Source organism: uncultured Rothia sp. (assembly GCF_916715725.1).
Classification (GTDB): Bacteria; Actinomycetota; Actinomycetes; order Actinomycetales; family Micrococcaceae; genus Rothia.
The window spans coordinates 297,843-322,311 of the sequence record NZ_CAKAPD010000001.1; the positions used below are offsets into that span (position 1 = coordinate 297,843).

The 24,469-nt window shown below is 59.6% G+C and carries 18 protein-coding genes and 2 tRNA genes; 4 read left to right on the forward strand and 16 right to left on the reverse strand.

What is annotated here, in order from left to right; genetic code table 11:
• Nucleotides 1-216: 216 nt before the first annotated feature.
• The 5 genes from QZ822_RS01120 to QZ822_RS01140 all read right to left on the reverse strand — a co-directional run bounded on the left by QZ822_RS01120 (nucleotide 217) and on the right by QZ822_RS01140 (nucleotide 8,624).
• Nucleotides 217-2,031 carry a propanediol dehydratase gene (locus tag QZ822_RS01120; protein WP_294641957.1) on the reverse strand — a complete coding sequence of 605 codons (1,815 nt, stop codon included), beginning with the start codon at nucleotides 2,029-2,031 and terminating at the stop codon, nucleotides 217-219.
• Between the two features lie 297 nt (nucleotides 2,032-2,328).
• Nucleotides 2,329-4,329, reverse strand: coding sequence for an adhesin (locus tag QZ822_RS01125; RefSeq protein WP_294641959.1), 2,001 nt, complete (start codon nucleotides 4,327-4,329; stop codon nucleotides 2,329-2,331).
• Between the two features lie 742 nt (nucleotides 4,330-5,071).
• Nucleotides 5,072-6,844, reverse strand: a complete 1,773-nt coding sequence (locus QZ822_RS01130; protein WP_294641962.1) for an LPXTG cell wall anchor domain-containing protein — start codon at nucleotides 6,842-6,844, stop codon at nucleotides 5,072-5,074.
• Nucleotides 6,845-7,382: 538 nt separating this feature from the next.
• Nucleotides 7,383-8,183: an SDR family oxidoreductase gene (locus QZ822_RS01135; protein WP_294641964.1), complete on the reverse strand. Its 801-nt coding sequence runs from the start codon at nucleotides 8,181-8,183 to the stop codon at nucleotides 7,383-7,385.
• 126 nt (nucleotides 8,184-8,309) lie between these two features.
• A complete protein-coding gene (locus tag QZ822_RS01140; RefSeq protein WP_294641966.1) occupies nucleotides 8,310-8,624 on the reverse strand; it encodes a penicillin-binding protein in 315 nt (104 codons plus the stop codon).
• Between the two features lie 536 nt (nucleotides 8,625-9,160).
• Here QZ822_RS01140 and valS point away from each other — a divergent pair.
• The 3 genes from valS (at nucleotide 9,161) to QZ822_RS01155 (ending at nucleotide 14,693) form a co-directional block, all read left to right on the forward strand.
• Complete coding sequence (gene valS, locus QZ822_RS01145; protein WP_294641967.1) at nucleotides 9,161-11,893, forward strand: valine--tRNA ligase; 2,733 nt, start codon at nucleotides 9,161-9,163, stop codon at nucleotides 11,891-11,893.
• Nucleotides 11,894-12,422: 529 nt separating this feature from the next.
• Entirely contained in the window at nucleotides 12,423-12,824 is a 402-nt protein-coding gene (locus QZ822_RS01150) for a hypothetical protein (RefSeq protein ID WP_294641969.1), read from the forward strand.
• A 303-nt stretch (nucleotides 12,825-13,127) separates the two neighbouring features.
• Complete coding sequence (locus QZ822_RS01155) at nucleotides 13,128-14,693, forward strand: LssY C-terminal domain-containing protein (RefSeq protein WP_294641971.1); 1,566 nt, start codon at nucleotides 13,128-13,130, stop codon at nucleotides 14,691-14,693.
• Nucleotides 14,694-14,831: 138 nt separating this feature from the next.
• Here QZ822_RS01155 and QZ822_RS01160 read toward each other — a convergent pair whose 3' ends face one another.
• From QZ822_RS01160 to QZ822_RS01185, 6 genes are all read right to left on the reverse strand, one after another.
• Nucleotides 14,832-15,473 carry a DsbA family protein gene (locus QZ822_RS01160; protein ID WP_294641973.1) on the reverse strand — a complete coding sequence of 214 codons (642 nt, stop codon included), beginning with the start codon at nucleotides 15,471-15,473 and terminating at the stop codon, nucleotides 14,832-14,834.
• A 174-nt stretch (nucleotides 15,474-15,647) separates the two neighbouring features.
• Nucleotides 15,648-16,970: an ATP-dependent Clp protease ATP-binding subunit ClpX gene (gene clpX / locus QZ822_RS01165; protein WP_314988413.1), complete on the reverse strand. Its 1,323-nt coding sequence runs from the start codon at nucleotides 16,968-16,970 to the stop codon at nucleotides 15,648-15,650.
• Between the two features lie 526 nt (nucleotides 16,971-17,496).
• Entirely contained in the window at nucleotides 17,497-18,180 is a 684-nt protein-coding gene (locus QZ822_RS01170; protein ID WP_005505720.1) for an ATP-dependent Clp protease proteolytic subunit, read from the reverse strand.
• Nucleotides 18,181-18,191: 11 nt separating this feature from the next.
• Nucleotides 18,192-18,845, reverse strand: a complete 654-nt coding sequence (locus QZ822_RS01175; protein WP_294641977.1) for an ATP-dependent Clp protease proteolytic subunit — start codon at nucleotides 18,843-18,845, stop codon at nucleotides 18,192-18,194.
• 341 nt (nucleotides 18,846-19,186) lie between these two features.
• Entirely contained in the window at nucleotides 19,187-20,488 is a 1,302-nt protein-coding gene (gene tig, locus QZ822_RS01180) for a trigger factor (protein ID WP_049354539.1), read from the reverse strand.
• Between the two features lie 107 nt (nucleotides 20,489-20,595).
• Nucleotides 20,596-20,670 (reverse strand) — tRNA-Pro (locus QZ822_RS01185).
• Nucleotides 20,671-20,844: 174 nt separating this feature from the next.
• Between QZ822_RS01185 and QZ822_RS01190 the strand changes: the two genes are divergently transcribed.
• The gene (locus tag QZ822_RS01190) at nucleotides 20,845-21,072 is read left to right on the forward strand and encodes a hypothetical protein (protein ID WP_294641980.1); all 228 of its coding nucleotides are present in this window, start codon (nucleotides 20,845-20,847) and stop codon (nucleotides 21,070-21,072) included.
• Nucleotides 21,073-21,140: 68 nt separating this feature from the next.
• Here QZ822_RS01190 and QZ822_RS01195 read toward each other — a convergent pair whose 3' ends face one another.
• From QZ822_RS01195 to QZ822_RS01215, 5 genes are all read right to left on the reverse strand, one after another.
• On the reverse strand, nucleotides 21,141-21,710 hold the full coding sequence (locus QZ822_RS01195; RefSeq protein ID WP_294641982.1) for a DUF4865 family protein: 570 nt from the start codon (nucleotides 21,708-21,710) through the stop codon (nucleotides 21,141-21,143).
• A gap of 16 nt (nucleotides 21,711-21,726) precedes the next feature.
• Nucleotides 21,727-22,308 (reverse strand): TetR/AcrR family transcriptional regulator, encoded by a 582-nt coding sequence (locus tag QZ822_RS01200; protein WP_294641984.1) that lies wholly within the window; start codon nucleotides 22,306-22,308, stop codon nucleotides 21,727-21,729.
• Between the two features lie 479 nt (nucleotides 22,309-22,787).
• Nucleotides 22,788-22,861 (reverse strand) — tRNA-Gly (locus QZ822_RS01205).
• Nucleotides 22,862-22,922: 61 nt separating this feature from the next.
• Nucleotides 22,923-23,807: an Fpg/Nei family DNA glycosylase gene (locus QZ822_RS01210; protein ID WP_294641986.1), complete on the reverse strand. Its 885-nt coding sequence runs from the start codon at nucleotides 23,805-23,807 to the stop codon at nucleotides 22,923-22,925.
• Between the two features lie 118 nt (nucleotides 23,808-23,925).
• Nucleotides 23,926-24,417, reverse strand: a complete 492-nt coding sequence (locus tag QZ822_RS01215; protein ID WP_049356738.1) for a ribose-5-phosphate isomerase — start codon at nucleotides 24,415-24,417, stop codon at nucleotides 23,926-23,928.
• Nucleotides 24,418-24,469 lie beyond the last annotated feature (52 nt).

The following is a 24,469-nucleotide window of genomic DNA, read 5'->3' on the forward strand; positions in this document are numbered from 1 at the left end:
TGTCAAAATATATTCCCCAGAGTGCACCAAAAAGAGATTTTTACACCACCCCAAAGCGCACCAGACCACCGCGCAATAGAGTCAAACATCCGGGCACACAGAAGGCGCCCCACCAAACACGCACCCACACGGCACGCACCCGACAGAGCGCCTCCCACTCAACAAACTCCCCTACAGAGAGCCACGCCTCACAGCGCTAAGCAACAAATAGCTGAACTACTCAGCACCCAGCTCCTCAGCACCCTCAAGGCGACGACGATACACATTCACCGCCACAGCAGTACCCACAAAAGCAACCGAACCCAACAGAGCAATACTCAGCGGCAAGGTACCCTCCGGCAGCGGGCCATTATCCTGAGCGCTCGCCTCCAGCTTCGAACCGGCAGAATCACCGCGCGACTTCGAGCTACGCGTATAGAAACTACCCGAACCTGCAGCACCCACATTCTCCTGAGGCGAAGCAACAGTCACCGTCTCCCCCTCAGCAGACTGGTAACCCAACAGGTTCACCACGGTACGCCCCGGCAACATCACCGCATAACCAGACATCACCATCGTCGAAGGAACCACCGCAGTCTCAGCCACAGAACTACGAGCCTGCGCGGTAATCGCACGCGCCGACTGCTGCGCCTGCACAATATAGCCCAGAGCGCTATCCACCGAGGGAATCTTAGCAACAGAATCAGTCACCAAATCTTGAGCATCCGCAGAGGCACCTGAAGAATCCACAGTGCTCACGCGACCCGAAGGGGCCGAAGGGCTCACACGCTGATTCGCATCAGAAATCATCGGGACCTGCGGGTGAACAACAGTATTCGTAGGCTTCGGAGCCGGATCAACAGGAACCACACGCTGAATCACGCTCACACCAAAAGCACTGGTCGCCATGAGCTGCAGCTCCTCAGTGGAGTTACCACCCACCACAACCACACGATAGCGCTTACCCGCATTCAAAGAGGTACCGGGAACCTTCAAATCAGCAGAGAAAGAAGCATCAGTCACCTGCCGAGGGCTCACATGCGTGGTCGCCAGCGGCGAACCCACGGCACCGCCGTCAGCAGGCATCTCAAAGACCATCACGTCATAACCCAGGCCACTCTCCGCAACGTTCCTAGCGCGCACGCTAATCGGCTGCAGCTCATCCGATCCGCGCAGCTCTGCGGTAGAAATTTCCAGGGTCGCCTCACGGGTCTCCGAGGGAGCCCGATCGGAGCGAGAGTGCACCAGCAGACGATCCTCGGTCACCTCAGCGGGCGCCGCATCATCGGTAGAAGAACTCGCCGAAGCAGACTCACTCGCGGACGCACTCACCGAGGCGCTAGCAGATGCACTCGCAGAAGGACGAGCCGAAACTTTCTGCGATGCAGACGGCGCTTCAGAAGGTACCGGGGCGACCGTCGGGCGCGGGCTATCCTTCGCGGCGCTCGGGGATGCACTGGGGCTCAGGGACACCTCAGGGGCGGGATTCGCCTCCACGCGGTTAGCACGGGGAACGCCAGGGGTGTCAGGGAAGAAAATGTTCTGGCGGCTCGCCAGAATCTCATCAACGGTCGCACCCTGTTCAGGCATAAACTCAACCGAAATAGCATCCTTGGTGCTCAGGTTCTGCACCTCAACCATATACGGCTGCTCAACGTTCAGACGCTGGTGAATACTGACCTCTAGCGCACCCTCATCGTTCAGAGAGGCAGTCATCTGGGAGGCGGGCACGGTCATCGCCGCCACGATACCATCGTCAACGGAAATAGCGACCAGGCGAACCCTCAGATTCTCCAAAGAGGTTACACCGGTCAACGACAGCAGGGTGTAGTCATTGCTCTGAGCAACCAGGTTCAGGGTAAAGTCGTGGCTGACCACATCGGCGGCAACGGCGATGGGAAGTTCAGGCTTCGGAGTCTGCTGAGTCTGCGCGTGAGCGGCAGAGGCGAAGGTGGCGGGGGCCAGAGTTGCAGGCGCGACGGAGCCACCCAAACCGAGGGCGGCAGACGCTACTAGCGCCGCGCCGCGAGCAGTTCGCTGCGTGGAAAACATGGTCACCTATTTTCGTGAGTGAGTGTGATGAATCGTCGTGTGACTCCTGCGCCCAAAGGTCGGAAGTAGGCGCAGAATAACGGTTCTCTGATATCGGTGACCGGAGGCGCTTCACAGCGACTCCTCACCTCGGGTGAACGAGGTGGTAAAGAGTGATAGTACCGTCTATGACAGCACTCTAAATTATAGGTATAACCTTAGAAAAAGTTAAAGATGTAGGGACGCCCGAATCTTGCATTTCGGACGTCCCTACATCTATATGCGTATTTTGCCTAGTGGGGCAATAATTGACCCGTTTTAGCGGTGAGAACTGAGCTGCATCTCACTACGGCGACGGCGACTCAAACGCATACCGGCAAGCAGTGACAGCGATCCAGCGGCACTAATGACCAACATATTGGAGGCGCCGGTAGCCGCCAACTGCTCGCGCTTCTGCTGGGCACCGGAGGCAACCTTCTGGGAGCCAGATGCCTGTGCTTCAACCTTCTGTGCTTCAACCTTCTGTGCTTCAACCTTCTGTGCTTCAACCTTCTGTGCAGAAACATTCTGCGCGGGAGCACCCTGAACACCAGCCGGAGCGTCCTTCTTCTGCTCAGCACCGCTCTCCCCCGCCTTCTGCTCGGTAGCGGAAGCCTGATCAGCCACAGGCTCAGTAGGCGCCGAAGCATCGACCGCGGGAGTCTCGGCTGCGGAAGTGTCGGCTACGGGAGCCTCGACAGTGGGCGCATCCTGCTCAGGGGTAGTGGGCAGGGGGGCTGCGGGCTGGCTATCCACGCCATCGCGTTCGACAGTAAAGCCGCCATTGACCATGCGCACAGTACCCTGCTCATCCTCCGCCACAGCGCTCACACGGTAAGTAGTGCCGGGCTTGAGTGCCGAGCCAGGAATCTGCACCTGGGCAATGAAAGCACCGGAGGCATCAATCTCAGAGACATCAGCCGAAGCAATCACGCCGCCGGTTGCCACACCGTATTCGTCGACAGCACTAACCATCAGGTGTACCGAACTGACACCGGTGAAGCCCTCGCCACGCAGGGTCAGGGTCTTAGCTGAGTCGTTTTCAGGAACTACGGTTTCTTCTACGTGCAGGCGGGCGGTCATCACGGGGTTAGAGGTGTTGTTCTGTTCTTTAGTGGTGTCGTGGACGCGGTCGAAGACGGTATTGCGCGGCAGGCTGTAGTGGCGGCGCGGGTCATCCTCGGGCAATACGTGGTCGAACTTCTCGACGGGGCTCACGGCAACTACCTGCTCAGAATCAGCCTGGGCGTTCTGCTCGGGCTGCGCTTCCTCTGCAGGCTGCTTCTTCTCGAACTGTGCCTGCTCCGCCATTGCACGCTCAGCGGTAGCAACCGGAGCGGAGCCATTCTGTGCATTCCAACCATTCATGAAGGGAACCTCAACTTCCTGGGCGGTGTAACCATTAGCGGTAGAGGGCGCAACCTCAACGCTCAGCACATAGCGCAGGTCTTCGTGAACAGCCTGCACTTCTTCCAGCCTGGATCCGGGCACTTCAATGCCATCCAGGAGGGTGCCGTTCATAACGTCGGCGCGCGCGGGAGAGGCAGCGAGCAGGATGCGGTTACCCTGGCTATCCAGGGCGTAAGCGTAGGTCATGACTTCGAAAGCCTGCGCCTCACCCAGACCGGTGACCTTGTAGACGACAAGGTTCTTATCCTGCGGGATTTCCAGCTGCCCCGAAAGAATCTGAGCGTTGAGCGGCTCATCCTGGGTGTCCGCGGGCAGCAGCTCAAGGGGTGCGGAGGAGTTGTAGGAGGGGTCCTCGGTTGCGTAGCCCTTACCGGGGTCGACCACGGCAGTTGCGACGACGTACTGCTGGTTGGGGTCGAGGGTACCTGCAGGCAGGGTCAACTGGGTGCTGAAACGGCCACCATCCACATCGAGTTCGGGCACGAGGGTCATCGTCACTGCGGAGCCGCGACCCAGTGCGTAGAGGGGGTACTGGCGGTATTCGCTCACGTACACCGCCACGCCGTAACGTTCAACGGCACCGCCGGTGAAGCCTTCACCTGTGACGGTGATGCTCTGCGAGCGTGCGGGGTTAATGACGACGCCCTGCTCGACGTACACCTGCGGGGAGGTTTGGGTAGCGACGTTTTCGATGGGGGTTGCGTTTGCTGCGGAGGGGGGATTGTCGGGTTCTACCGCAGTCGATGAAGCAATTCCGCCAGTATTTTGCACCTGCACATCTGCGTGCGCAGCACCAACACCGGTAACGGACAGGACGGATGCAGCAATAGCGGCTGTTGCTCGGGTTTTTGAGTGAGCGGGTTCGGGCATGGAACACACCTTTTCTGTGAGTGTGAACGATACCCTCCGGAGGGTGCCACGGAGTGAAGATGGTTGGGTACCTCTTCAGGAATGAACGCTATAACGCACGGACTAGTCATAACATTCCTGTAATGGTGGAAGTTACCGCGAAGGGAATCGCTCTATTTATCGGTAATTCCACACTAACAATACTTTTTAGATTATTGCTGTAAATACGCTTTACGTCCTGACTATTTTCTTGTGCAATAACCACATGGAATATTTTTTACTCTCCAGAACAGTATCAAGAGCACTCAAATTGCATGGACTAGGCGAAATTTTTCAACTCTCCCTTGAGGCTCAAGGTTTTATTGCATGCATATGCAGTTTTAATGGATTTGAGATAAAAATATTCTGCACATCCATGCATTTAATTTATTTCTTTTAAGTGAAAAAATTGCAGGTCACAGCGCTTTTCCCCGCACATTGATTAAAAGCGTGCGTACCAATAACCACGCACAAAATAAGTCGACAAAATCATTCCGTTACGTCAGTCTGCACCCCCAATACGGAAGAGCCCCCCTCTCACCCCGCTTGCCGCACACACCTTGCCACACACAACTACCCCCCCCAGATCCAAAGAACAGCTCAACAAAAACTGCTAGCACGCAAAAGTGCCGCCAATACCCTTTCAGAGTATTGGCGGCACTTAAATCACTCACCTTGCGGCGAGTATCAGATATTCAGAACCTAGCCTATAGAGGCTGAGCTATTAGAGGCTGCGGCGGCGCAGGAGCATCAGTGCGGCACCAGCAATCAGAGCTGCGGCGCCAACGCCTGCGATACCTGCAACACCCTCAGCACCGGTGTTAGCCAGCTGCGGCTTCGAGGAAGCCGAAGAAGAGGTCGAAGTCGAACCCTTGGTGCCGGAGACACCTACAGTGTGCCCCTTGGAGCTAGAGGAGGTAGCAGCGGATGCGTTACCAACCTTAGCCTTGGGTGCCTGAGAAGAAGGCATGCGGGTCTCGGTTACGACAACCGAACCATCTTCGCGCATCTCAGCGGTGAAGACGCTGGTGGTGCCGTCGCCGTTATCGCGAACGGTGGTGTTCTCGTCCTCGGTAGCTGCCGGCAGGGTCGGTGCGGGGTTGTTCGCATCGCTCACGGTAGCGGTGGTGACTGCCACCTGGTGTACCAGGCCGTTGGGGTCACTGGTTGCCACCATTGCGTAGGCGTAACCGGGCTGCAGCAGTTCAGCAAGAACGCTGACCTTGACGCGGAAGGTGCCGTTCACGATTTCAGAAGCAGGCACATCGTGGGTTGCCAGAGCATCACCGGTGATGTTGCCGTTTGCATCCAGGCGGAAGATAGCGATCTGCACACCGTTAGCGACGGACTCGTGGGTGAAGCCGGAGCCATTGAAGGTCAGAACGTTGTACTGATCGTTCGGGTTCAGGGAAGCATCCTCGGTGGTGAGGGTTGCGTTCTCGGGTGCCGCGGGCGCCTCAGGAGCGGGGGTCTCGTCAGCCTTGGGGGCTTCCGGAGCAGGAGTTTCTTCCTTGGGAGTCTCAGTCTTGGGAGCCTCGGGTGCCGGGGTCTCATCAGCCTTCGGGGTCTCGGGCGCCGGGGTTACGGGAGCGGGAGTCTCGTCAGCCTTGGGGGTCTCAGGCTTGGGAGCTTCAGGGGCGGGGGTCTCTTCGGTCTTCGGAGCTTCGGGAGAAGCGGAATCGGTGACCTTGAAGGAGGAGAGAGCTACGAGCTTCTGATCGGGCTGACCCTGCGGGTTGCTGACAGCAACCAGAGCGTAGGATGCGCCTGCGGGCAGCTTGCTTGCCTCAACGGTGAACGCGGTCTTGAAGGAGCCGTCCTGAATCTGATCTGCAGACACAGAGACGGTAGCGATAGCATCGCCGGTGACCTGCTTGTTTGCATCCAGTGCGTAGATGCTGACCTGAACGCCAGGGCCAACCTTCTCACCGTAGAAGCCGGTGCCAACAACGTTCACGGTGTTGAACTGTGCGTCACCGGGGAAGTGAGCGTTCTCAATAACGACGGAGGGATCAGCCTGCTTTGCCTCGGGAGCCGGGGTGGAGGGGGTGGTCGGCTCAGGGGTTGCAGGAGCAGTGGGGGCAGGGGTCTCTGCCTTGGGGGTCTCTGCCTTGGGGGTCTCGGTTGCATCAGCCTTGGGAGCCTCGGTAGCGTCAGCCTTAGGAGCTTCGGTCTTGGGTGCTTCAGCCTTAGGTGCCTCGGTTGCAGGAGCGGTGGGGGCAGGGGTCTCAGTCTTGGGAGCTTCGGTTGCCTCAGCCTTAGGAGCCTCAGCCTTGGGGGTTTCAGCCTTAGGAGCCTGGGTTGCCTCAGCCTTGGGGGTCTCGGTTGCGTTGCCGCCAGGCAGGGAAGAAGTCTGAGCGGTTGCCTTCTGATCGACAACCTGCTGCTGGTCAGCGGGTGCTTCTGCCGCGAAAGTTGCCGGGATTGCTGCCACGGAACCGGCAGTAAAGGCTGCCGCTGCTGCGATCTTGTAAACGCGACGGGTAGTCTTCGACATTTTTCCTCGATCTCTGATTATCGGTGTTGAACCTACCGTGGTTCACCCCCGTCTTTGAAGGTGCAGTAGGCCCATACATGGGTGTGACTGCTAAAAGGCTAGCATTTGCCCCTGGACGTTTAGCATGCTTACCGTCATCTTTGCCCAACTGTAACGAAATCGTTATAAAACAACCCCTTAACTTGAGGGTTAATACAGACCAATCCGGGGATTTTGCACCCATCTACTGACATACGAGGACATATAACCCTATCTTTTGATTGCATTTGAAGAAAATATAGGGTGTTCCATAGGTGATTTCAGCTCGCCATTTTCACCTTAGTGAACCTTAAAGTCTCACGTACCACTTCACAGTTCCCTCAAGTTCTCCTTCATGCCTCTCCCCCGCCTCTCAACACCCCACGGGCACCTTCATGTATGCCTTCTCTACGCGCCGAGAACACAGAGAAACACCCCGCCCACATCCAGATAGGGATGCGGGCGGGGCTACCAAAGTCGATGCCTCACTGAGGCTCAAGCGTCACGGCGCGCCGCGAGCTTAGCTCTCCTTGCGAATCACCTTGAACTGGCTCGGCTGCGCCACCGGGCGAATAGTAATACGGTCAAGGTTCACGTGGTGCGGAACGTTCAGCGCAAAGGTCACGGTCTGCGCCACATCCTCGGCGGTCAGCGGCTTTTCAACGCCCGCGTAGACGCGCTCGGCGGCTTCCTTGGAACCCAGGCGGTTCAGAGAGAACTCCTCGGTGTGCACCATGCCCGGGCAAATCTCAATCACGCGAATATTATTCTCTGCCTCTTCCAGGCGGAGCGCCTCGGTCAGGCCGCGAGCGCCGAACTTCGCCGCATTGTATCCGGCGCCGCCTTCGTAGCCGTGCTCGGCAGCGGTGGAGGTCAGGTTCAGGATCGTGCCGTGACCGTTCAGGCGCAGAGCCTCCGCGAAGGCGCGCACCATGTGCAGAATACCCAGCACGTTCATCTGGTACATCTTCAGATAATCGGCGGTCTTACCGTCGGCGACCTTGTCCACGCCGATAGCGCCGCCGGCAATATTGACCAGGGCGTCAATGGTGCCCTGCTCTTCCAGAATCTGCTCGGCAACAAAGCGGACGGAGTGCTCGTCGGTCACGTCGCAGGTCACCGGGTGAGCACCGGTCTCCGCGTAGAGGGTGTAGAGGCGGTCGGTACGGCGCGCCAGGGCGTAGACGGTCCAGCCGCTCGCCACGAGCTGCTGCACGGTAGCGCGACCAATACCGCTGGATGCGCCGGTCACCACGGCAACTTTGCCGTCGCCGGTATGAGGCAGGAAAGGAGATGCAGGAATGTGGGTGTTCTCAGTCATACTTTAATCCTAGTAGAGTGATGCCCGCGGGTGCTCTGATCGAGCAGACTCGCGGGCATATATTTTGAAATTTTCGATAGTGAGATAGGCGCCGGTACCACAACCGCCCGACACCCCGTCAGGCTACTACCTGCGGCGGCGCGGCAGACCCCAGCGGCTCCTGCCGCCGTCACGGAATCCGAGGCGATGCTCAAAATACACGGGCGAGCTACTACCGGTCTTAATCGTGTCCGGAGGGACCGTACCCTCACGCGCCGACAGCAGATAAAGAATCGCAGCGCCGGGCATGAACACAATCAGCGGCAGCACGAAACGCATGCGCGCCTCGCCATAGCCGCTACGCACCGTCAAATGCCAGATGCACAACGCCACCAGCACCAGGTGCAGTATCAGCAGAACAGTTTCAGGCGTACCCAAACCAAAAATACTCAGAGAACTCATTGGCAGCTCCTTGAAAGTCGTGTACTTTCAGTCTACGCCGCGCCAGCGCCCCTGAGAAGGATTCGTGAGCTGTTGATAGGCAAGATTTTCACGCCTACACTGCAGATAACCGAAGCAGGATACGAGGGGCTCTCTCCCCCATCGCCTTTCCGCCGAGTTTTCCGCTGAATCGCCGATTACTCCTCATATAGGGAACCTCCACATGACAGCAACACCGCACCAGCGCATCGCCACTCTCCGAGAGCAGCGCCAAGCGCTCCAGCAGCGGGCGCGCACTATCCGTGCCACCACCGGAACCCCCTACAGTTCCGAAGTTCACCTACTGCTCGGGCAGAGCTACCTCGACCCCGCCAGCTGGCAGGAACTCTGTACCTCCACCGGGATACGCGCCGCAGTACGCAGGGTGCGTTTTGTGCGCCGATACAAGCCCCTCCTGGCACGTCTAGAAGCCGCCATCGAGCAGTACGAACAACGCAGCACAGCACAGAATTCCCCTGGAGCTGAGAGAATGCCGTGAATATGAGAAAATAGCCGTTATGGCTGAAAACATTTTGGGCTCAGACTCGCCCGTACAGATTAACGTTCCCGACCGCCCCGCCCTCGAAGGCCTCGAAGAGAAGCTCTCGCAGCGCTGGGCCGACGAGAAGACCTACTCATTCGACGAGAACACCACTCGCGAACAGGTCTACTCCATTGACACCCCGCCGCCGACCGCATCCGGCTCCCTGCACGTGGGTCACATGTTCTCCTACACCCAGACCGACGTCATTGCACGCTACCAGCGCATGACCGGCAAGAACGTGTTCTACCCCCTCGGCTGGGATGACAACGGCCTGCCCACCGAACGCCGCGTTCAGAACTACTACGGCGTTCTCTGCGACCCCTCCGTGGCAGACAACGAATCCTTCCGCGATCTGATCACCTGGAAGGCAGACGGCACCCCCAAGCCCGACCGCAGCCAGGCAAAGTGGCCGCGCATCTCCCGCAACAACTTCATTGAACTCTGTGAAGAACTCGCGGTTGAAGACGAGAAGGTCTTCGAAAACCTCTTCACCACCCTGGGTCTGTCCGTTGACTGGTCGCGCACCTACCGCACCATCGACGCGCACTCCCGCAAGGTCTCCCAGCTCGCTTTCCTGAAGGACCTGGAAGCAGGCAACGCCTACATGGCAGAAGCACCGACCATGTGGGACGTCACCTTCCGCACCGCAGTGGCACAGGCTGAGCTGGAAGATAAGGAACGCCCCGGTGCGTACCACCGCATCAGCTTCCACCGCCCCAACGGCGAGAAGGTCTGGATTGAGACCACCCGCCCCGAGCTGCTGCCCTCCTGCGTGGCTCTCGTGGCGCACCCGGACGACGAGCGTTACAAGCCGCTGTTCGGCACCACCGTCACCTCCCCGCTGTTCGGCGTTGAGGTCGAAATCAAGGCGCACCCGCTGGCACAGCCCGACAAGGGTGCCGGTATCGCCATGATTTGTACCTTCGGTGACACCACCGACGTCACCTGGTGGCGTGAACTGCAGCTGGACACCCGCGCCCTCATCGGTCGCGACGGCCGCTTCTCCCGCGAAATCCCCGAGTGGATCACCTCCGCCGAGGGCCGCGAGCGCTACGAGCGCATGGCAGGCACCACCGTCTTCACCGCACAGAAGACCGTCGTGGAAATGCTGGTTGAGGCCGGCGAAATGGACGGCGACCCCAAGCCGATTACCCACCCGGTGAAGTTCTACGAAAAGGGTGACAAGCCCCTCGAAATCGTTGCTTCCCGCCAGTGGTACATCCGCAACGGTGGCCGTGACGCTGCACGCCGCGAGAAGCTCATCGAGCGCGGCCGTGAGATGAACTGGTACCCCTCCTTCATGCGTAGCCGCTACGAGAACTGGGTTGAGGGCCTGAACGGCGACTGGCTGATTTCTCGCCAGCGCTTCTTCGGCGTTCCCTTCCCCGTCTGGTACCCGCTGGACGCTGAGGGCGAGCCGGACTACGAGAACCCGATTCTGCCTTCTGAGGACATGCTGCCGGTTGACCCCGCCTCTCAGGCTGCTCCCGGTTACACCGAGGATCAGCGTGGCGTAGCGGGCGGCTTCATCGCTGACCCGGACGTTCTGGACACTTGGGCTACCTCCTCCCTGACCCCGCAGATTGCGACCGGCTGGGGCGTGGACCCGGACCTGCACGCGAAGACCTTCCCCATGGATCTGCGCCCGCAGGGTCACGACATTATCCGTACCTGGCTGTTCTCCACCGCTGTTCGCGCGGAGACCCTGGCTTCCTCCGTGCCGTGGTACAACACCGCGCTCTCCGGCTGGATTCTCGACCCGGACCGCAAGAAGATGTCCAAGTCTAAGGGCAACGTTGTGGTCCCCAACGAGGTGCTGGAGAAGTACGGTTCGGACGCTGTGCGCTACTGGGCTGCTTCGGCTCGCCTGGGTGCTGACACCGCCTACGACGAAGGCCAGATGAAGATTGGCCGCCGCCTTGCCATCAAGCTGCTGAACGCATCCAAGTTCGTACTGAACCTGGGCGCTACCGAGAAGTCCGTCATCACTTCTCAGGCTCAGGGCCGCGTGCTCATCAACGCTCTGGACCGCTCCCTGCTGGCTCGCCTGGCGTACCTGATTGAGGAAGCAACCGCAGCGTTCGAGAAGTACGAGTACGCTCGTGCCCTGCAGATTTGTGAGAGCTTCTTCTGGTCCTTCACCGACGATTTCGTTGAGCTGATCAAGGACCGTGCGTACGGTGCTCGCGGCGAGCAGGAGCAGGCTTCTGTTCTTGCCGCACTGGCAACCACCCTGGATGCTCTGCTGCGCCTGTTCGCACCCTTCCTGCCGTTTGTGACCGAAGAGATTTGGTCCTGGTGGCGTGCAGGTAGCGTGCACCGCGCCGAGTGGCCGCAGGCACTGCCCATTCTGGAGGGTACCCTGCTGGCTGAGTACTCTGCCCAGAACCCGACTGCCGGCATTTCTGCTCAGTGGGTCCTGGCGGACGCTGACCCGGCTCAGATTGAGTCGCTGAAGCAGATCCTGCCGGATGTTGCTGAGGCTCTGGGTGGCCTGCGTAAGGCTAAGAGCGACGCGAAGGTTAAGCAGCGCACCGAGGTTGAGTCCGCAACTATTGCGGCTCCCCAGGCACAGCTGAATCGCATTGCCGCTGGCTTGGCTGATCTGAAGGCTGCCGGTAACGCTCGTGAGCTGTCCCTGGTGGCGGCTGAGGGCGAGCTGGAGGTTCGCGATGTGGTGCTCGTTGTGGAAGAAGCAGCTGAGTAATCGCGTCTTAGCGTTTATCGCTTGATTTTATGACGCCACTTTGGTGTTGGTAACGGGGCGGTACTGGTTTTCAGTACCGCCCCGTTTTCTGTGCCTGCTGTTCGTTGTAGCTCGCCGGGTGTGAGATTCCGACTGCGGACCTATACGGTGCTGACTTTGGGTTTTATTTCTGTGGGGCCCGCAAGTACCTGCGTCTGATTCGAAGAGCTTTCCTTAGCTTCCTTCCCCAACGATGTGGGTTTAGCCTGCTAATCTGTGGGGATTCTGTGGGATTTCCAACCCCTTTTTATATTCATCAATGTGCAAAGAGCATAATCAACCTTATGAGATTGACTGTCACTTTATGTATGATTGTTGATGCGAGGGTTTTACCATCAGGAACAACCCTCTATTCAACTTCAGCAACAGACAAATTACCGGTACGAGTAACGACATACCCCGACCAACCGCACGACAGTAAACCACCCGTCAGGCGCAGCGATGCGTCCTGACTCTGACCCGCGCCAAAGTAGGCGCACCCATAATTACTATGAATTCACGTTCTTCATCTTCCGGATTACCGCAAGAGCCTCAGGCGAGGCAGAGCTCAACCCCGAGCTCACCGCCAGGAGCGCAAGCAAACATTTCCCCCGACCAGCTTCAGCACTATCACACGAGCCTGAACGAATACATCAGCCAGGCACGTGAGCACGCCCAGGCGTTGCGTGCCAGCTACACCAACGAGGTGTACGAGCTCTGGCATCAGCATATTTCCACCAGCGCCGCCACCGATGAGGCGAGCATCGCCTCCGGTTCGTTGACCGCTCAGCAGCTTGAGGATCTGACCCGCAAGTGGGTGCGCCTCATGCGTGAAAGCCGCGACATGCTGCATCACGAAAGCACTATTGCTGCGGCACGCGCCGCGGTTGAGGCTAAGCCCCTCCCCGAGTAGGAATTCTCACTGTGGGAATTCCCCACGCAGTACATGCCTGCACAGTACATGCCTGCTTTGGGAAGGTACAAATAGGGCTAGCACTCCCCCTGTTTCTTCTATTGTTCATTTCTCCCTTTATTCAACGTACTTTCAGCGCACGCTCTGTACGTTGAAGCACCCCGCGATTCCGTCGCATTTCCGTGGCGGGGCGATCGAACCAAGCGATTAAGCCCTGCCCGGAATGCGTACTTCACACAACCTGCCCCCTTGCTATAGTTATGGATATTCAAAGACCCTAACTATGTTGCAGAAAGGGCGGGAATGTCCCACCAAAAACGCGTCCTGCGGCCTATACGTAGCGATGTTGCTCCCCCAGTTACTTCCCCACCGGTTTACCGTGGTGATATTGACGCGCGCGGCACGGCGCAAGACCTCGTCCCGCGCAGCTTGTGGGTCGATTTCTGGGACACTCTCTTCTTTATCTTCGCCGGCATCGCGGCCCTCGTGCTGACCTTCATGATTCTGGCGAATACGGTTGGCCATTCTTTCTGGGGTTTCCCCATTGCCTTCATTTTCTGGGCGGTCACCGCGTACCTGACGCTACCGCGTTTTCACGCCATCATGACCCGCATCTATGTGCCCGACTACTTTATTGGGCGTACCCGCACCCCGGACGGCCTGCTCGGCGACCCGGTCAATATCGGTCTGATTGGTACCGAGGAGCAGATTCACCAGGTCATGCAGGACGCAGGCTGGACCCGCGCTGACAACGTCACCCTCGTCTCTTCCTGGAAGATTATTCTCTCCACCATCACCCGCCGCTCCTACGCGGAGGCGCCCGTCTCCCCGCTGAAAATTTTTGGTAAGACGCAGGCTTTCGCCTACCAGAAGGAAGTGGACGGCAACCCCGAGAAGCGCCACCACGTGCGCTTCTGGAAAACCCCGGACGGCTGGCTTCTGCCGGGCGGTCACCAGGTGGATTGGTTGGCGGCGGGCACGTACGACTCTGGTGTGGGTTTCAGTTTCTTCACTCTGCAGGTCACGCACCGCATTGATGCTGAAACCGACTTTGAACGCGACTACATTGTGGAGTCCATTCAGTACGCTCACCCGGAAACTCACGTTGAGATTCTGCACGATTTCTCCTCCGGCTACCACGCCCGTAACGGCGGCGGCGACGCGATCCGCACGGACGGCGCACTCCCGGTCATCGTCCTGAACAATGAGGGCCTGGAGCCGCAGGAGCAGGAAGAAATTCACCTCTCCAGTGCGCACGACCTGGCGTACCGCATGCCGCTGAGCCTGCTGGTTGGTTCGGGTATGCTCATCGCTGTGACCCTCGCCGACATTGTCAACAGCGTCATTTTGGCGCTCAGCCGCCCGGCACTTCGCGCCAAACTGTTGGAGGAAGGCTCCGGCAACGATATTGAGCTGCTGAACCTCTTCGATCAGGTGGATAGCAACGTGCTGCTCACCATTACCGGCACCGTGCTGGTGGGTTTTGTAGCAATTTATTCGGCGGTGCACCTGTTCCTGCTGTGGAGTACGTTGCGCGGCTCGTCGAAGGCTCGTCGCCTGGCTCTGCTGTTGACGGCGCTGAACTTCGCAGCGATTACCGGTGGTGTGCTGTGGGGCCACCAGTCCCTGCCGCTGTCCACGATTTTCTTCCAGCTGGGCGTTGCGGTGTTTGCGATGCTGGCGTTCACCTCGGATGCGGCGGTCCAGTACACGGCAACCCGCACCTTCCACATGCGCGATACGAAGATCGTGCAGCGTGCAACGCACCCGAAGGTTCTGGAGCACAGGGCACAGCGCAAGGCTCAGAAAGCGCTGAAAGCACAGAAGGCGCACAAGGCTACCTCTGCAAGCAACCCTCACCGCGCGTAGATTGCACGTTTCAGCGCAACATAGTGAATAAAAAGTACCGCCCGGTCAGTACTGACCGGGCGGTACTTTTTTGCTCTACGACCGCAGACTCTACCGAGCCTGCGTGCATTGCAGGAATCTCAGCACATTGCAGGGTTCTTAGGCTTCGCCGTTTTCGCCGTGGAAAATCGGGCCCACGTTACGGGGGCGCTTGAGCTCAAAGAAGCCGGGGTAGGAAGCCAGCGCCAGGGCACCGTCGAAGAGCTTACCAGCCTCTTCACCGGCAGGGCTCGGGGAGATGACAGGGCCGAAGAAAGCGGTGCCGTTAATGGAAATCAGCGGAACACCCACATCGGTGCCGCCCACGGTCTCCAGTGCCAGATCCAGGGAGGCGCGCATCTGCTCATCGTACTGGTCGGTGAAGGCGACATCCGCCAGCTCTGCGGGCAGGTTGACCTCCTCCAGCGCCTTGACGATTGCGTCGCGGTAGGAATCAGCCTTGTTCTTGTTGTGGTGAATCTGCTCGCCCAGAGCGTCGTAGAGGGGCTTGATGACCTCGTTGCCGTGCAGCTCGCGCACAGCGGTAATGAGGCGGGTCGGCGCCCAGGACTGGTCCATCATTGCCTGGTAGTCGGCGGGCAGGTCGCGGCCCTGGTTGTGCATGGACAGGGAGAAGGGACGCCAGGTCACCTCAACGTTGCGGACCTTCTGCACCTCGCCAATCCAGCGGGAGGTAATCCAGCACCAGGGGCAGATTGGGTCGAACCAGAAATCAATCTGTGCGGGTGCGTTCTCAGCCATGAGTGTTCCTCTCTCATATGGTTGCGCCAGCCGCTTCTATGAGCCGGCGCTTATTCTTCGGTACACGCTCTTCAGGACATGCCAGCGAGAGCAGTACCTGCTAGTGAGCCGTCACCCCGTATAACCGGGGCGACGGCTTCTTTATTCCCTAGCCTATCGGCTGGAAGTATTCGGTTATGCCGCCTGACGGTCCGCTTCCTTCAGGGAGGCGGCCTTCGCCTCCCCCTTCACGGTGCGGGTGGTCTCGGTTTCGGGGTCGGGTGCCTGCAACACGTAGCGGGGTTCCGCGCCGTTGAGCACGGTGTCCTCACCGATGACGATGGATACCACATCGGTGCGGTCCGGGATGTCGAACATAATCGGCTGCAGAATCTGCTCCATCATGGAGCGCAGGCCGCGGGCACCGGTGCCGCGTTCGGCGGCGAGACGGGCAATAGCCGCGATCGCTGCGTCGTCGAGGACCAGGTCCACGCCGTCCAGGGCGAAGAGGTGGCGGTACTGCTTGAGCAGTGCGTTCTTCGGTTCGGTCAGCACGCGAGCCAGCTCTTCTTCGTTGAGCTCACTCAGGGTCGAGATGACCGGCAGGCGGCCAATCAGCTCGGGGATAATGCCGTAGTGCGCCAGGTCCTCGGGCATGATTTGGTCCAGCGGGTTCTTCACGGAGCCGCCCAGTTCAGCGCCGAAACCGATGCCGCCGGCGCCCACTCGGGCTGCGATGCGGTCGTCAATATTGTCGAAGGCGCCAGCCACGATGAAGAGAATGTTCGAGGTATCAATCTCAATATTCGCGTGTGCCGGGTGTTTGCGTCCGCCCTCCGGCGGTACGGTCGCCACGGTGCCCTCAATAATCTTCAGCAGCGCCTGCTGCACGCCCTCACCGGACACGTCACGGGTGATGGAGAGGTTCTCGCCGCCCTTGCGGGCAATCTTGTCGATCTCGTCAATGTAGATAATGCCGCGCTGAGCCTTGGCAATATCGCCGTCAGCGGCGTTGATGAGGCGCAGCAGAATGTTCTCCACGTCATCACCCACGTAGCCCGCCTCGGTGAGGGTGGTTGCGTCGACCAGGGCGAAGGGCACATCCAGCTTCTTCGCCAGGGTTGCCGCCAGGTAGGTTTTACCGCAGCCGGTCGGGCCGAGCATCAGAATATTCGACTTGCCCAGCTCCACCTGCTCCCCCGCGGTCGCCGAAAGAATGCGGGAGGTCAGCACCGGGTTATCAATATCGTGGATGCGCTTGTAGTGGTTGTACACCGCCACCGCCAGGGTGCGCTTCGCCGCGTCCTGACCGATGACGTAGTCGTTGAGGTAGCTGTAAATTTCGCGCGGAGTAGCCAGCTGAGGCGCGGGCGCAGCCGCGGGTGCCTTCACCTTCAGACGCTCTTCAGCGAGGATCTCTTCGCACAGCTCCACGCACTCGTCGCAAATGGAAACGTTCGGGCCAAGCACAATCTTAAAGACCTGCGCGCGAGTCTTCTTGCAGAAGGAGCATCGCATGCTGGCGTTGGGCTGTTCGGGAGGCACAATGACGTCTGTGGCCACGAAAATTCCCTTTCGATCGGCGTGGTGAAATCGGTGCAGAACATCAACGTCCTGATGTCTGCGGTGATTTCTCAGGAGGAGCACCGGCGGGTGGTGGGCGCCCTGGTTTGAGCGAGAAAACGGTATGAAATACTCGAATTTTCTCCTTCTCTAAGGCTACCGGAGTTCACCCCGGAACCAAGAATTACGCACCGCAAATGGACGGACTTACCGGGCATATGACAAAGCGCGTCTTTTATGACGGCGGCGGGCGCTTTCATATCGGCATATGACAGCAAAGCGCCGCAAGAAACCGCAAAGAAACCGCAGGTCAACGCCACATATCAGCTTGGTTCGCCGCACCCCACCCGACAAGCACAAAAATAGCGGCAAAGCATAAAAAGGGACGGCACCGCACCGCGCACCAGCCCGAAGGCTCGCACACGGAGCGATGCCGCCCCTCCCCCGAAAAACGCTCGGGGATATTCCTCAAAACTAAAGTTTAGGTGTGGGAAATAGCGGTGTTGGTCGCAGGCTTACGCAGCTTACGAGACTCCAGCACCTTATCGACCAGGCCGTACTCCAGGGCAGCAGCCGCAGTCAGAATGTTGTCACGTTCAATGGAGCGGTCAACTTCCTCGTAGGTCTTGCCCGAGTGCAGTGCCAGGGTCTGTGCAGTCCACTCACGCATACGCATAACCTCGTTCGCGTGAATCTCAATGTCAGATGCCTGACCGCCCTGCTGGCCGCTCAGCGCGGGCTGGTGAATCAGCACGCGAGCGTTCGGCAGTGCCAGACGCTTGCCGGGGGTACCGGCCGCCAGCAGAACCGCCGCAGCGGATGCCGCCTGGCCCAGGCACACGGTCTGGATCTCGGGGCGGATGAACTGCATGGTGTCGTAGATGGCGGTCATCGCGGTGAAGGAGCCGCCGGGCGAGTTAATGTACAGGGTGATGTCACGCTCGGGGTCCTGCGCCTCCAGAACCAGCAGCTGAGCCATGATGTCGTCAGCGGATGCGTCGTCCACCTGGGTGCCCAGGAAGATGATGCGGTCCTCGAACAGCTTTGCGTACGGGTCCTGACGCTTGTAACCGTAGGGGGTGCGCTCCTCGAAGCTGGGGAGCACGTAGCGGTTGCTCGGCATAGCCGGCGCCGAGGTGGTGATATCGTTCGGCAGGTAGTTCATGTGCATCTCCCTTATGCGTTCTTCGATTCGGGCAGCTTACCGGCGGTGGTGGCAATGTGGTCGAAGAAGCCGTATTCCAGGCCTTCTTCCGCGTTGAACCAGTTGTCGCGGTCGTTATCCTTCAGGATGGTTTCCAGGCTCTTGCCGGTGCGCTCAGCGGTAATCTCTGCCAGGCGCTTCTTCATGTCCAGAATCAGCTCAGCCTGGGTACGGATGTCCGATGCGGTACCGCCAATACCGCCGAGGGGCTGGTGCATGAGGATGCGGGCGTTCGGGGTTGCGTAGCGCTTGCCGATGGTGCCTGCGGTGAGCAGGAACTGACCCATGGATGCTGCCATGCCGGTCACCACGGTCACCACGTCGTTCGGGATGAGCTGCATGGTGTCGTAGATAGCCATGCCGGCGGTGACGGAGCCGCCGGGAGAGTTGATGTACAGGTAGATGTCTGCCTCGGGGTCTTCAGCCGAGAGCAGCAGCATCTGGGAGCAGATGAGGTTGGCGTTGGAGTCGCGCACCTCGGAGCCGAGCCAGATAATGCGCTCCTTCAGGAGGCTGTTATAGACATAATCTTCCTGGGCACCAACGATGGGGGTTGCCATAAACGGCGCGGGCGCCACGCCGGCTGCCTGGGAGGCGCCGATGGGCAGAGGCATGTAGCTGGACATTCTTCCTCTTCTTCTCTAATGGGTCTTCGCTGCATCTTTGCGCGATTTACGCGCCGGAGCGCACGCGAAAAGTTTCGTTGCTACTACCTTACCGATAGTTGCTCTCCCCCGCTTCCCTTCGGGTTGTTCGTTCGCCAGGGGGTGAAGCACAGCGCCGCACTCAGGCGCCGCTGACGAGCCTGCATACGCGTTCGGGAGCAAATCGGGGGTGATTCTGGGGACTAAAAGAGCCTCAGCGGGCACCCGACCGGTCAACCGGTGGATGCCCGCTGAGGCTACACGTTTCAAGCAATCAGCTCACCCTATTAGCGGGGTGGCTTCTTGCGGACCGTGGCGGGGATTTAGGCAGCTGCCTCTTCGCCCTCGCCCAGGTACTTGGACAGGTCAACAACGTTGCCCTTGGTGTCCTTGACCACTGCGGTCTTCAGCACTGCTGCCAGAGCCTTGGAGCGGCGAACCTCGCCGACCAGTGCGCCAGCCTGGCCGGAGCCGTCCAGCATCTGTGCGAACTGGTTGGGGTCCATGCCGTACTGGGAGCTCATGGTGATGATGTAGTTGATCATCTCAGCCTGGTCAACGGTCACTTCTTCCTTGTCCGCAACAGCGTCGAGAACCATCTCGTTCTTGAATGCGGTCTCGGTGTTGGCGCGAACCTCGGCGCGGTGCTCCTCGGTGTCGTGGTCTGCTTCAGCGTTGGGGTTGTTGAAGTGCTGCTCGAGCTGGTCCTCGATAACCTTCTCGGGGACGGGGATCTCGACGAGCTCAACGAGCTTTGCGAGGACCTTGTCGCGTGCCTGGGTGCCCTGCTCGGCAACCTTAGCTTCTGCAACCTGCTTCTTGATGTCTTCCTTCAGCTCGTCGATGGTGTCGAACTCGGAAGCCAGCTGTGCGAACTCGTCGTCAGCTGCGGGCAGCTCGCGCTCCTTGACTGCGGAAAGCTTGACCTTGATGACTGCCTGCTCGCCTGCGTGCTCGCCGCCGGAGAGCTTGGTCTCGAAGGTTGCGTCCTCGCCAGCGGACAGGCCGGTCAGAGCCTCGTCGATGCCGTCGAGCATGGTGCCGGAACCGATCTGGTAGGACAGGTCGTTTGCTGCGTCTACCTGCTCGCCGTCGATCTCAGCTGCGATGTCGATGGTTACGAAGTCCTTGTCAGCTGCGGGGCGCTCAACGGTCTTCAGGGTGCCGAAGCGCTCACGCAGAGCGTCCAGTGCCTGAACCTCGTCCTCAGCGGTGACCTCAACCTCGTCAACCTCAACCTCGAGGCCCTCGTAGTTGGGCAGCTCGATTTCGGGGCGAACGGTGACGGTAATGGTCAGCTTGACGTCTGCCTCACGGTTCTCGGTGGAGGGCTGGGACTGAACGTCCAGCTCGGGCTGCGCCAGGGGGGAGAGTTCGTTCTCGCCCAGTGCCTGTGCGTAGTAGTCGTTCAGAGCGTCGTTCAGGGATGCCTCGACGATGTAGTCGAAGCCCGCACGCTGCTCGATGAGCTGCTTGGGCAGCTTACCCTTGCGGAAGCCGGGAACGCTGATCTGACCCGAGAGGTTCTTGTAGGTGCGGTCCAGGTAGGGCTTGAATTCTGCGAAGGGAACCTCGACCTCAATCTTTGCGAGGGTCGGGTTGAGCTTCTCGACGGCGGTCTTCACGTCCGTGATCTCCTCATATAGTTTCGGTGCGGCACGAATCGTGTGTGCCGCGGTTGCTTAGTGGAAAGAGCGCCACGACCCTGTAGCGTCGCGGCAACCGTTTCACGTCGGGGCGACAGGATTCGAACCTGCGATCTCCTGCTCCCAAAGCAGGCGCGTTAGCCAAGCTACGCCACGCCCCGTGAAACCGACCGTGTTGCGCACTTGCGTGTTTAACACAGTCAGTGCCCTAGTTTACCTGTTTTCCCGCTAAATGCCCAACACAGCGGCTCGTGCACGGTTTATTTCCACTGAGCGCGTACTCCCCTGTCTCCCTTGGTTTTGCAGGGTGTTTTGTGTGGATGCGCGGTGAGGGGATGACGAGCTGGAGGGCGAAAATTCCGAGCGCGCGAGGAAACAAATCCGCATGCGGAAGGGATTCCCGTCACCCCGCAACACAAAAGGCCCCGGCACCCGCAGCCGACATTGAGGCCATGGCGGATGTGGTCATCCGTGGCGAGTACGGAAACGGGGCGGAACGCCGCGACCGCCTCGGTCACCTCTACGAGGCAGTCCAGGTCATCGTCAACCGCAAACTCATCTAACCCACATCTGCCTGACCGGCACTAGCGCCCTCACCTGTCACACCGGCGGGTGGGGGCACTTTCGTGCTCTACCGGGCAGAATTGTCCCCGAGGGAGATGTGGAGGAGTTCATAGGAGTCAACGTCGGCAACGGTGTAGTCCACCGGGGTGGTGGCGACGGTGACCAGGATGAGGCTCCATGAGGTGACGTCGACGGCACTGACCTTCCACACGACGTCACTGCCCGCGGTCGCGTGGAAATCGTCGGTCAGATTGGGGAGCACTTCTGAGGGGGCACTCCCGTCCGGCAGTGTGAGGGTCTTGATCGTCAGGCTCTTCGCTTGGGCAGCGGAGGCCAGGCCGGGTGTGGAGCGGTGGACCGTCCAGTCCTGGATGGGATGACGGCCGAAGTCCCGCACAATCGAGGCGTACCCCATCTCACCCCAACAGAAGGCACGCATGCCATCCACGTCATGCCACAGGTAGAAGGGCGCGTACGCATTGCGTGCCACACCACAAGCCTTCTCCTGGATGCCGTAGACCTTGAAACCAAGCCCGTCGAAGCCATCCATGAGGTGGCCCGTGCGTGCGACGCGCTCACGGATGATTGACATGTCGTAGTCGCTGGGAAGTGTGATCCGGTACTGCATGGCATACATGTCCGAAAATTCCCTTCTACTCGTTACAAACTGTTGACTGCTCGAGGGCGGCCAGTGACTGGAGGGCGCCGCGCACTGCGGCGTCAAATGCTGCTGGATCCTGCCCGGCTCGAGCCAGGACGTAGCCGCCCTGGATGGTGGCCACCACCATGGAGGCCACCTCACGCGCATCAACGTCAGCGCGCAGCTGCCCGCATTCGATCCCTTCGGCAATGACGCCCGCGAGGGTCTCCACCAGCCACGCCAGGGTCTGGGTGACCGGGGCGAGCAACTCGGGGGAGGTAAGCACGTTTGTGTCATAGGTCATGCGCCCGATCCTGCACCCCTTCAACGAGTCGCGCTGGCGCGTCAGATACGCCTTGACCCTGTCCACGGGCGAGCCCTCCCCATGCAGGAGTATCTCGGCGCTCGCCCTCATGCCAGCGGCTGTCTCCTCCAGTGCTGTGACCGCGAGGTCCTGCTTGCCGGAGAAGTGGTGGTACATGCTGCCCTGGCCCGCCTCAGCCTTCTGCAGGATGTCCTTCGGACTGGTGGCCGCGTACCCGCGCTCCCACAACAGCTCCTGCGTGGCGGCGATCAATCTGTCTTTCGTTCCCACACCCACTACTGTACATACCAGTAGTTACAGTTATCAACTTTTCAGTCTGTGCCCTCACTTTCCATACCGGAGGGTGGGGGCGTTTTTGTCGTCTAAGGGGTTATCAACGCTTGCTGGTCGCGGCCGGAGTCATCTTCAAGTCGGGGCACGAAATCGAAGTCGCCCTGTAACTCGCGAGTTCTTGGTTCTTACCAGGCCCGTCATCGGTGTTCCAATGGCGGACATTTTTGCTGCGAGAACCCAACCCGCCAAACACTGGTCAAACGCTCACACCCCCAAAGGAGCAACGCACCTAACACCAGTCAAACACCCGCAAACAGAAAGACCCCGGACTTATCACATCCGAGGTCTAATTGGAGGGGATGACGAGCTGGAGCATGCGGATTCCGAGCGCGCGAGGAAACAAATCCGCATGCGGAAGGGATTCCCGTCATCCCGCAACGAAAAAGGCCCCGACGCTTGCGTCGGAGCCTTTGAAGTGGAGGGGATGACGGGAATCGAACCCGCGTAATCAGTTTGGAAGACTGAGGCTTTACCATTAAGCTACATCCCCGGAATGGAACTTGACTATAGTATCGAGGTTCCATCTGGGCTGTCAAATATTTGAGTAGTTTTTAGACCTGGCAGCCGGGGCACCAGTAGAGTTTGCGGCCGGCGATTTCTTCCATGCGGATGGTGGTTCCGCAGCGGCGGCAAGGCTCGCCATGGTGCATGTACACGTAGTTCGCGTGGTCGGGCCATGCCTCAGTTTCGGGTACGCCGGGGCGGTCTTCCGGCTCGGTGGTGATGATGCGCCCCACACGCACGCCAATAACCAGCAGATGCTTGTTATCTTCCCAGAGCCGCTTGAGCTCCTCATCGCTCAGGCTCTTGCCGGGGCGCAGCGGGTCAATTTCCTGACGATACAGCGACTCGGCGCGGAAAATATTGCCCACACCGGAGATTGCCGCCTGATCCATGAGTATCACACCAATCGGACGGGAACTCTTACGCGCCGCGCGGTAGAACTGCTCGGGGTCGGCATCCGGGTTGAGCGGGTCGGGGCCGAGCTTGGAGCGGACGGTGCGCACCTCCTCCGGCGTGAGGGTGCGGCAAATAGTCGGACCCACCAGGTCAGCCCAGCCGTGCTCCGAAACAATACGGCAACGCACGGTGCTCTTCGGCTCGGGAGGACCGGCATACTCGGGCTCCTCCCCCGCAGCGTATTCTTTCTCACCAATCTTGCGGGGCGCGCCAATGCTCGAGGCACCCGTAAACGTCTCATCGCCGCCGAAACTCCAGTTGCCGTAAATGCCCAAGTGCACGTTCAAGGTCAGGTCGTTCTCGAAGGTCACGAACAGGTGCTTGCCGTGCGCATACGCGCCGGTGATGGTGTGGCCATCCAGCAGGGCGGCACCCTCAGCGTAGCGGCCCTGCGGGGAGGAAACCTGCACGCGCTCGCCGGTAAAGACGTCGCTGATTTGGCGGGCGATACGGTGAATAGAGTGGCCTTCGGGCACGGGTCCCCCTCAAAAACTCGGCGGCTAGAAATAGCGCGGGTATAAGCAGTACGGATTATCTGGAGTACAGAGACGACTGAGGCGCATAGCCTGCACTATGCGCCTCAGATTTTAGAGCTTAGGCAGCGTCAATCTGCTTGCCGGCAATGTCGCCGGTCTGCTCGTACTCGGCCAGCTGGCCGATACGGCGTGCGTGACGCTCTTCGTTGGTCCAGGGGGTAGCCAGGAAGACCTTGATGATTTCCAGCGCTTCTTCCTTGCTGTGCTGGCGGCCGCCCACAGCAACGACCTGTGCGTTGTTGTGCTCGCGAGCCAGTGCCGCGGTGTCGTGGTTCCACGCCAGAGCCGCGCGGATACCCTCAACCTTGTTCGCAGCCATCTGCTCGCCGTTACCGCTACCGCCCAGCACAATACCCAGGGAATCCAGGCCAGCCTCACGGTCACGCTTCACGCCAAGGGCTGCGTTAATGCAGAACGAGGGGTAGTCGTCCAGCGGGTCGTAGTCGGCGGGGCCGTGGTCAATCATCTTGTAGCCCGCAGCGGTGAGGGACTCGATCAGGTAGTGGCTCAGTTCGAGGCCAGCGTGGTCGGTTGCGATGTGTACGCGCATGGTACTCTCCTGGTGATTTTGTCTTGGTGTGACGTGCGTTTGTGCGTTCGTG

Excerpts from the sequence above, each read along its gene's own strand:
- QZ822_RS01170 (WP_005505720.1), bottom strand. The coding sequence starts at position 18,180 with ATGAACTACCTGCCGAACGATATCACCACCTCGGCGCCGGCTATGCCG.
- QZ822_RS01140 (WP_294641966.1), bottom strand. The coding sequence starts at position 8,624 with ATGAGTTCTCTGAGTATTTTTGGTTTGGGTACGCCTGAAACTGTTCTG.
- QZ822_RS01155 (WP_294641971.1), top strand. The coding sequence starts at position 13,128 with ATGTCCCACCAAAAACGCGTCCTGCGGCCTATACGTAGCGATGTTGCT.
- QZ822_RS01125 (WP_294641959.1), bottom strand. The coding sequence starts at position 4,329 with ATGCCCGAACCCGCTCACTCAAAAACCCGAGCAACAGCCGCTATTGCT.
- QZ822_RS01150 (WP_294641969.1), top strand. The coding sequence starts at position 12,423 with ATGAATTCACGTTCTTCATCTTCCGGATTACCGCAAGAGCCTCAGGCG.
- valS (WP_294641967.1), top strand. The coding sequence starts at position 9,161 with ATGGCTGAAAACATTTTGGGCTCAGACTCGCCCGTACAGATTAACGTT.
- QZ822_RS01135 (WP_294641964.1), bottom strand. The coding sequence starts at position 8,183 with ATGACTGAGAACACCCACATTCCTGCATCTCCTTTCCTGCCTCATACC.
- QZ822_RS01190 (WP_294641980.1), top strand. The coding sequence starts at position 20,845 with ATGACGAGCTGGAGGGCGAAAATTCCGAGCGCGCGAGGAAACAAATCC.
- QZ822_RS01130 (WP_294641962.1), bottom strand. The coding sequence starts at position 6,844 with ATGTCGAAGACTACCCGTCGCGTTTACAAGATCGCAGCAGCGGCAGCC.
- QZ822_RS01160 (WP_294641973.1), bottom strand. The coding sequence starts at position 15,473 with ATGGCTGAGAACGCACCCGCACAGATTGATTTCTGGTTCGACCCAATC.
- QZ822_RS01215 (WP_049356738.1), bottom strand. The coding sequence starts at position 24,417 with ATGCGCGTACACATCGCAACCGACCACGCTGGCCTCGAACTGAGCCAC.
- QZ822_RS01120 (WP_294641957.1), bottom strand. The coding sequence starts at position 2,031 with ATGTTTTCCACGCAGCGAACTGCTCGCGGCGCGGCGCTAGTAGCGTCT.
- QZ822_RS01195 (WP_294641982.1), bottom strand. The coding sequence starts at position 21,710 with ATGTATGCCATGCAGTACCGGATCACACTTCCCAGCGACTACGACATG.
- QZ822_RS01175 (WP_294641977.1), bottom strand. The coding sequence starts at position 18,845 with ATGTCCAGCTACATGCCTCTGCCCATCGGCGCCTCCCAGGCAGCCGGC.
- clpX (WP_314988413.1), bottom strand. The coding sequence starts at position 16,970 with ATGCGATGCTCCTTCTGCAAGAAGACTCGCGCGCAGGTCTTTAAGATT.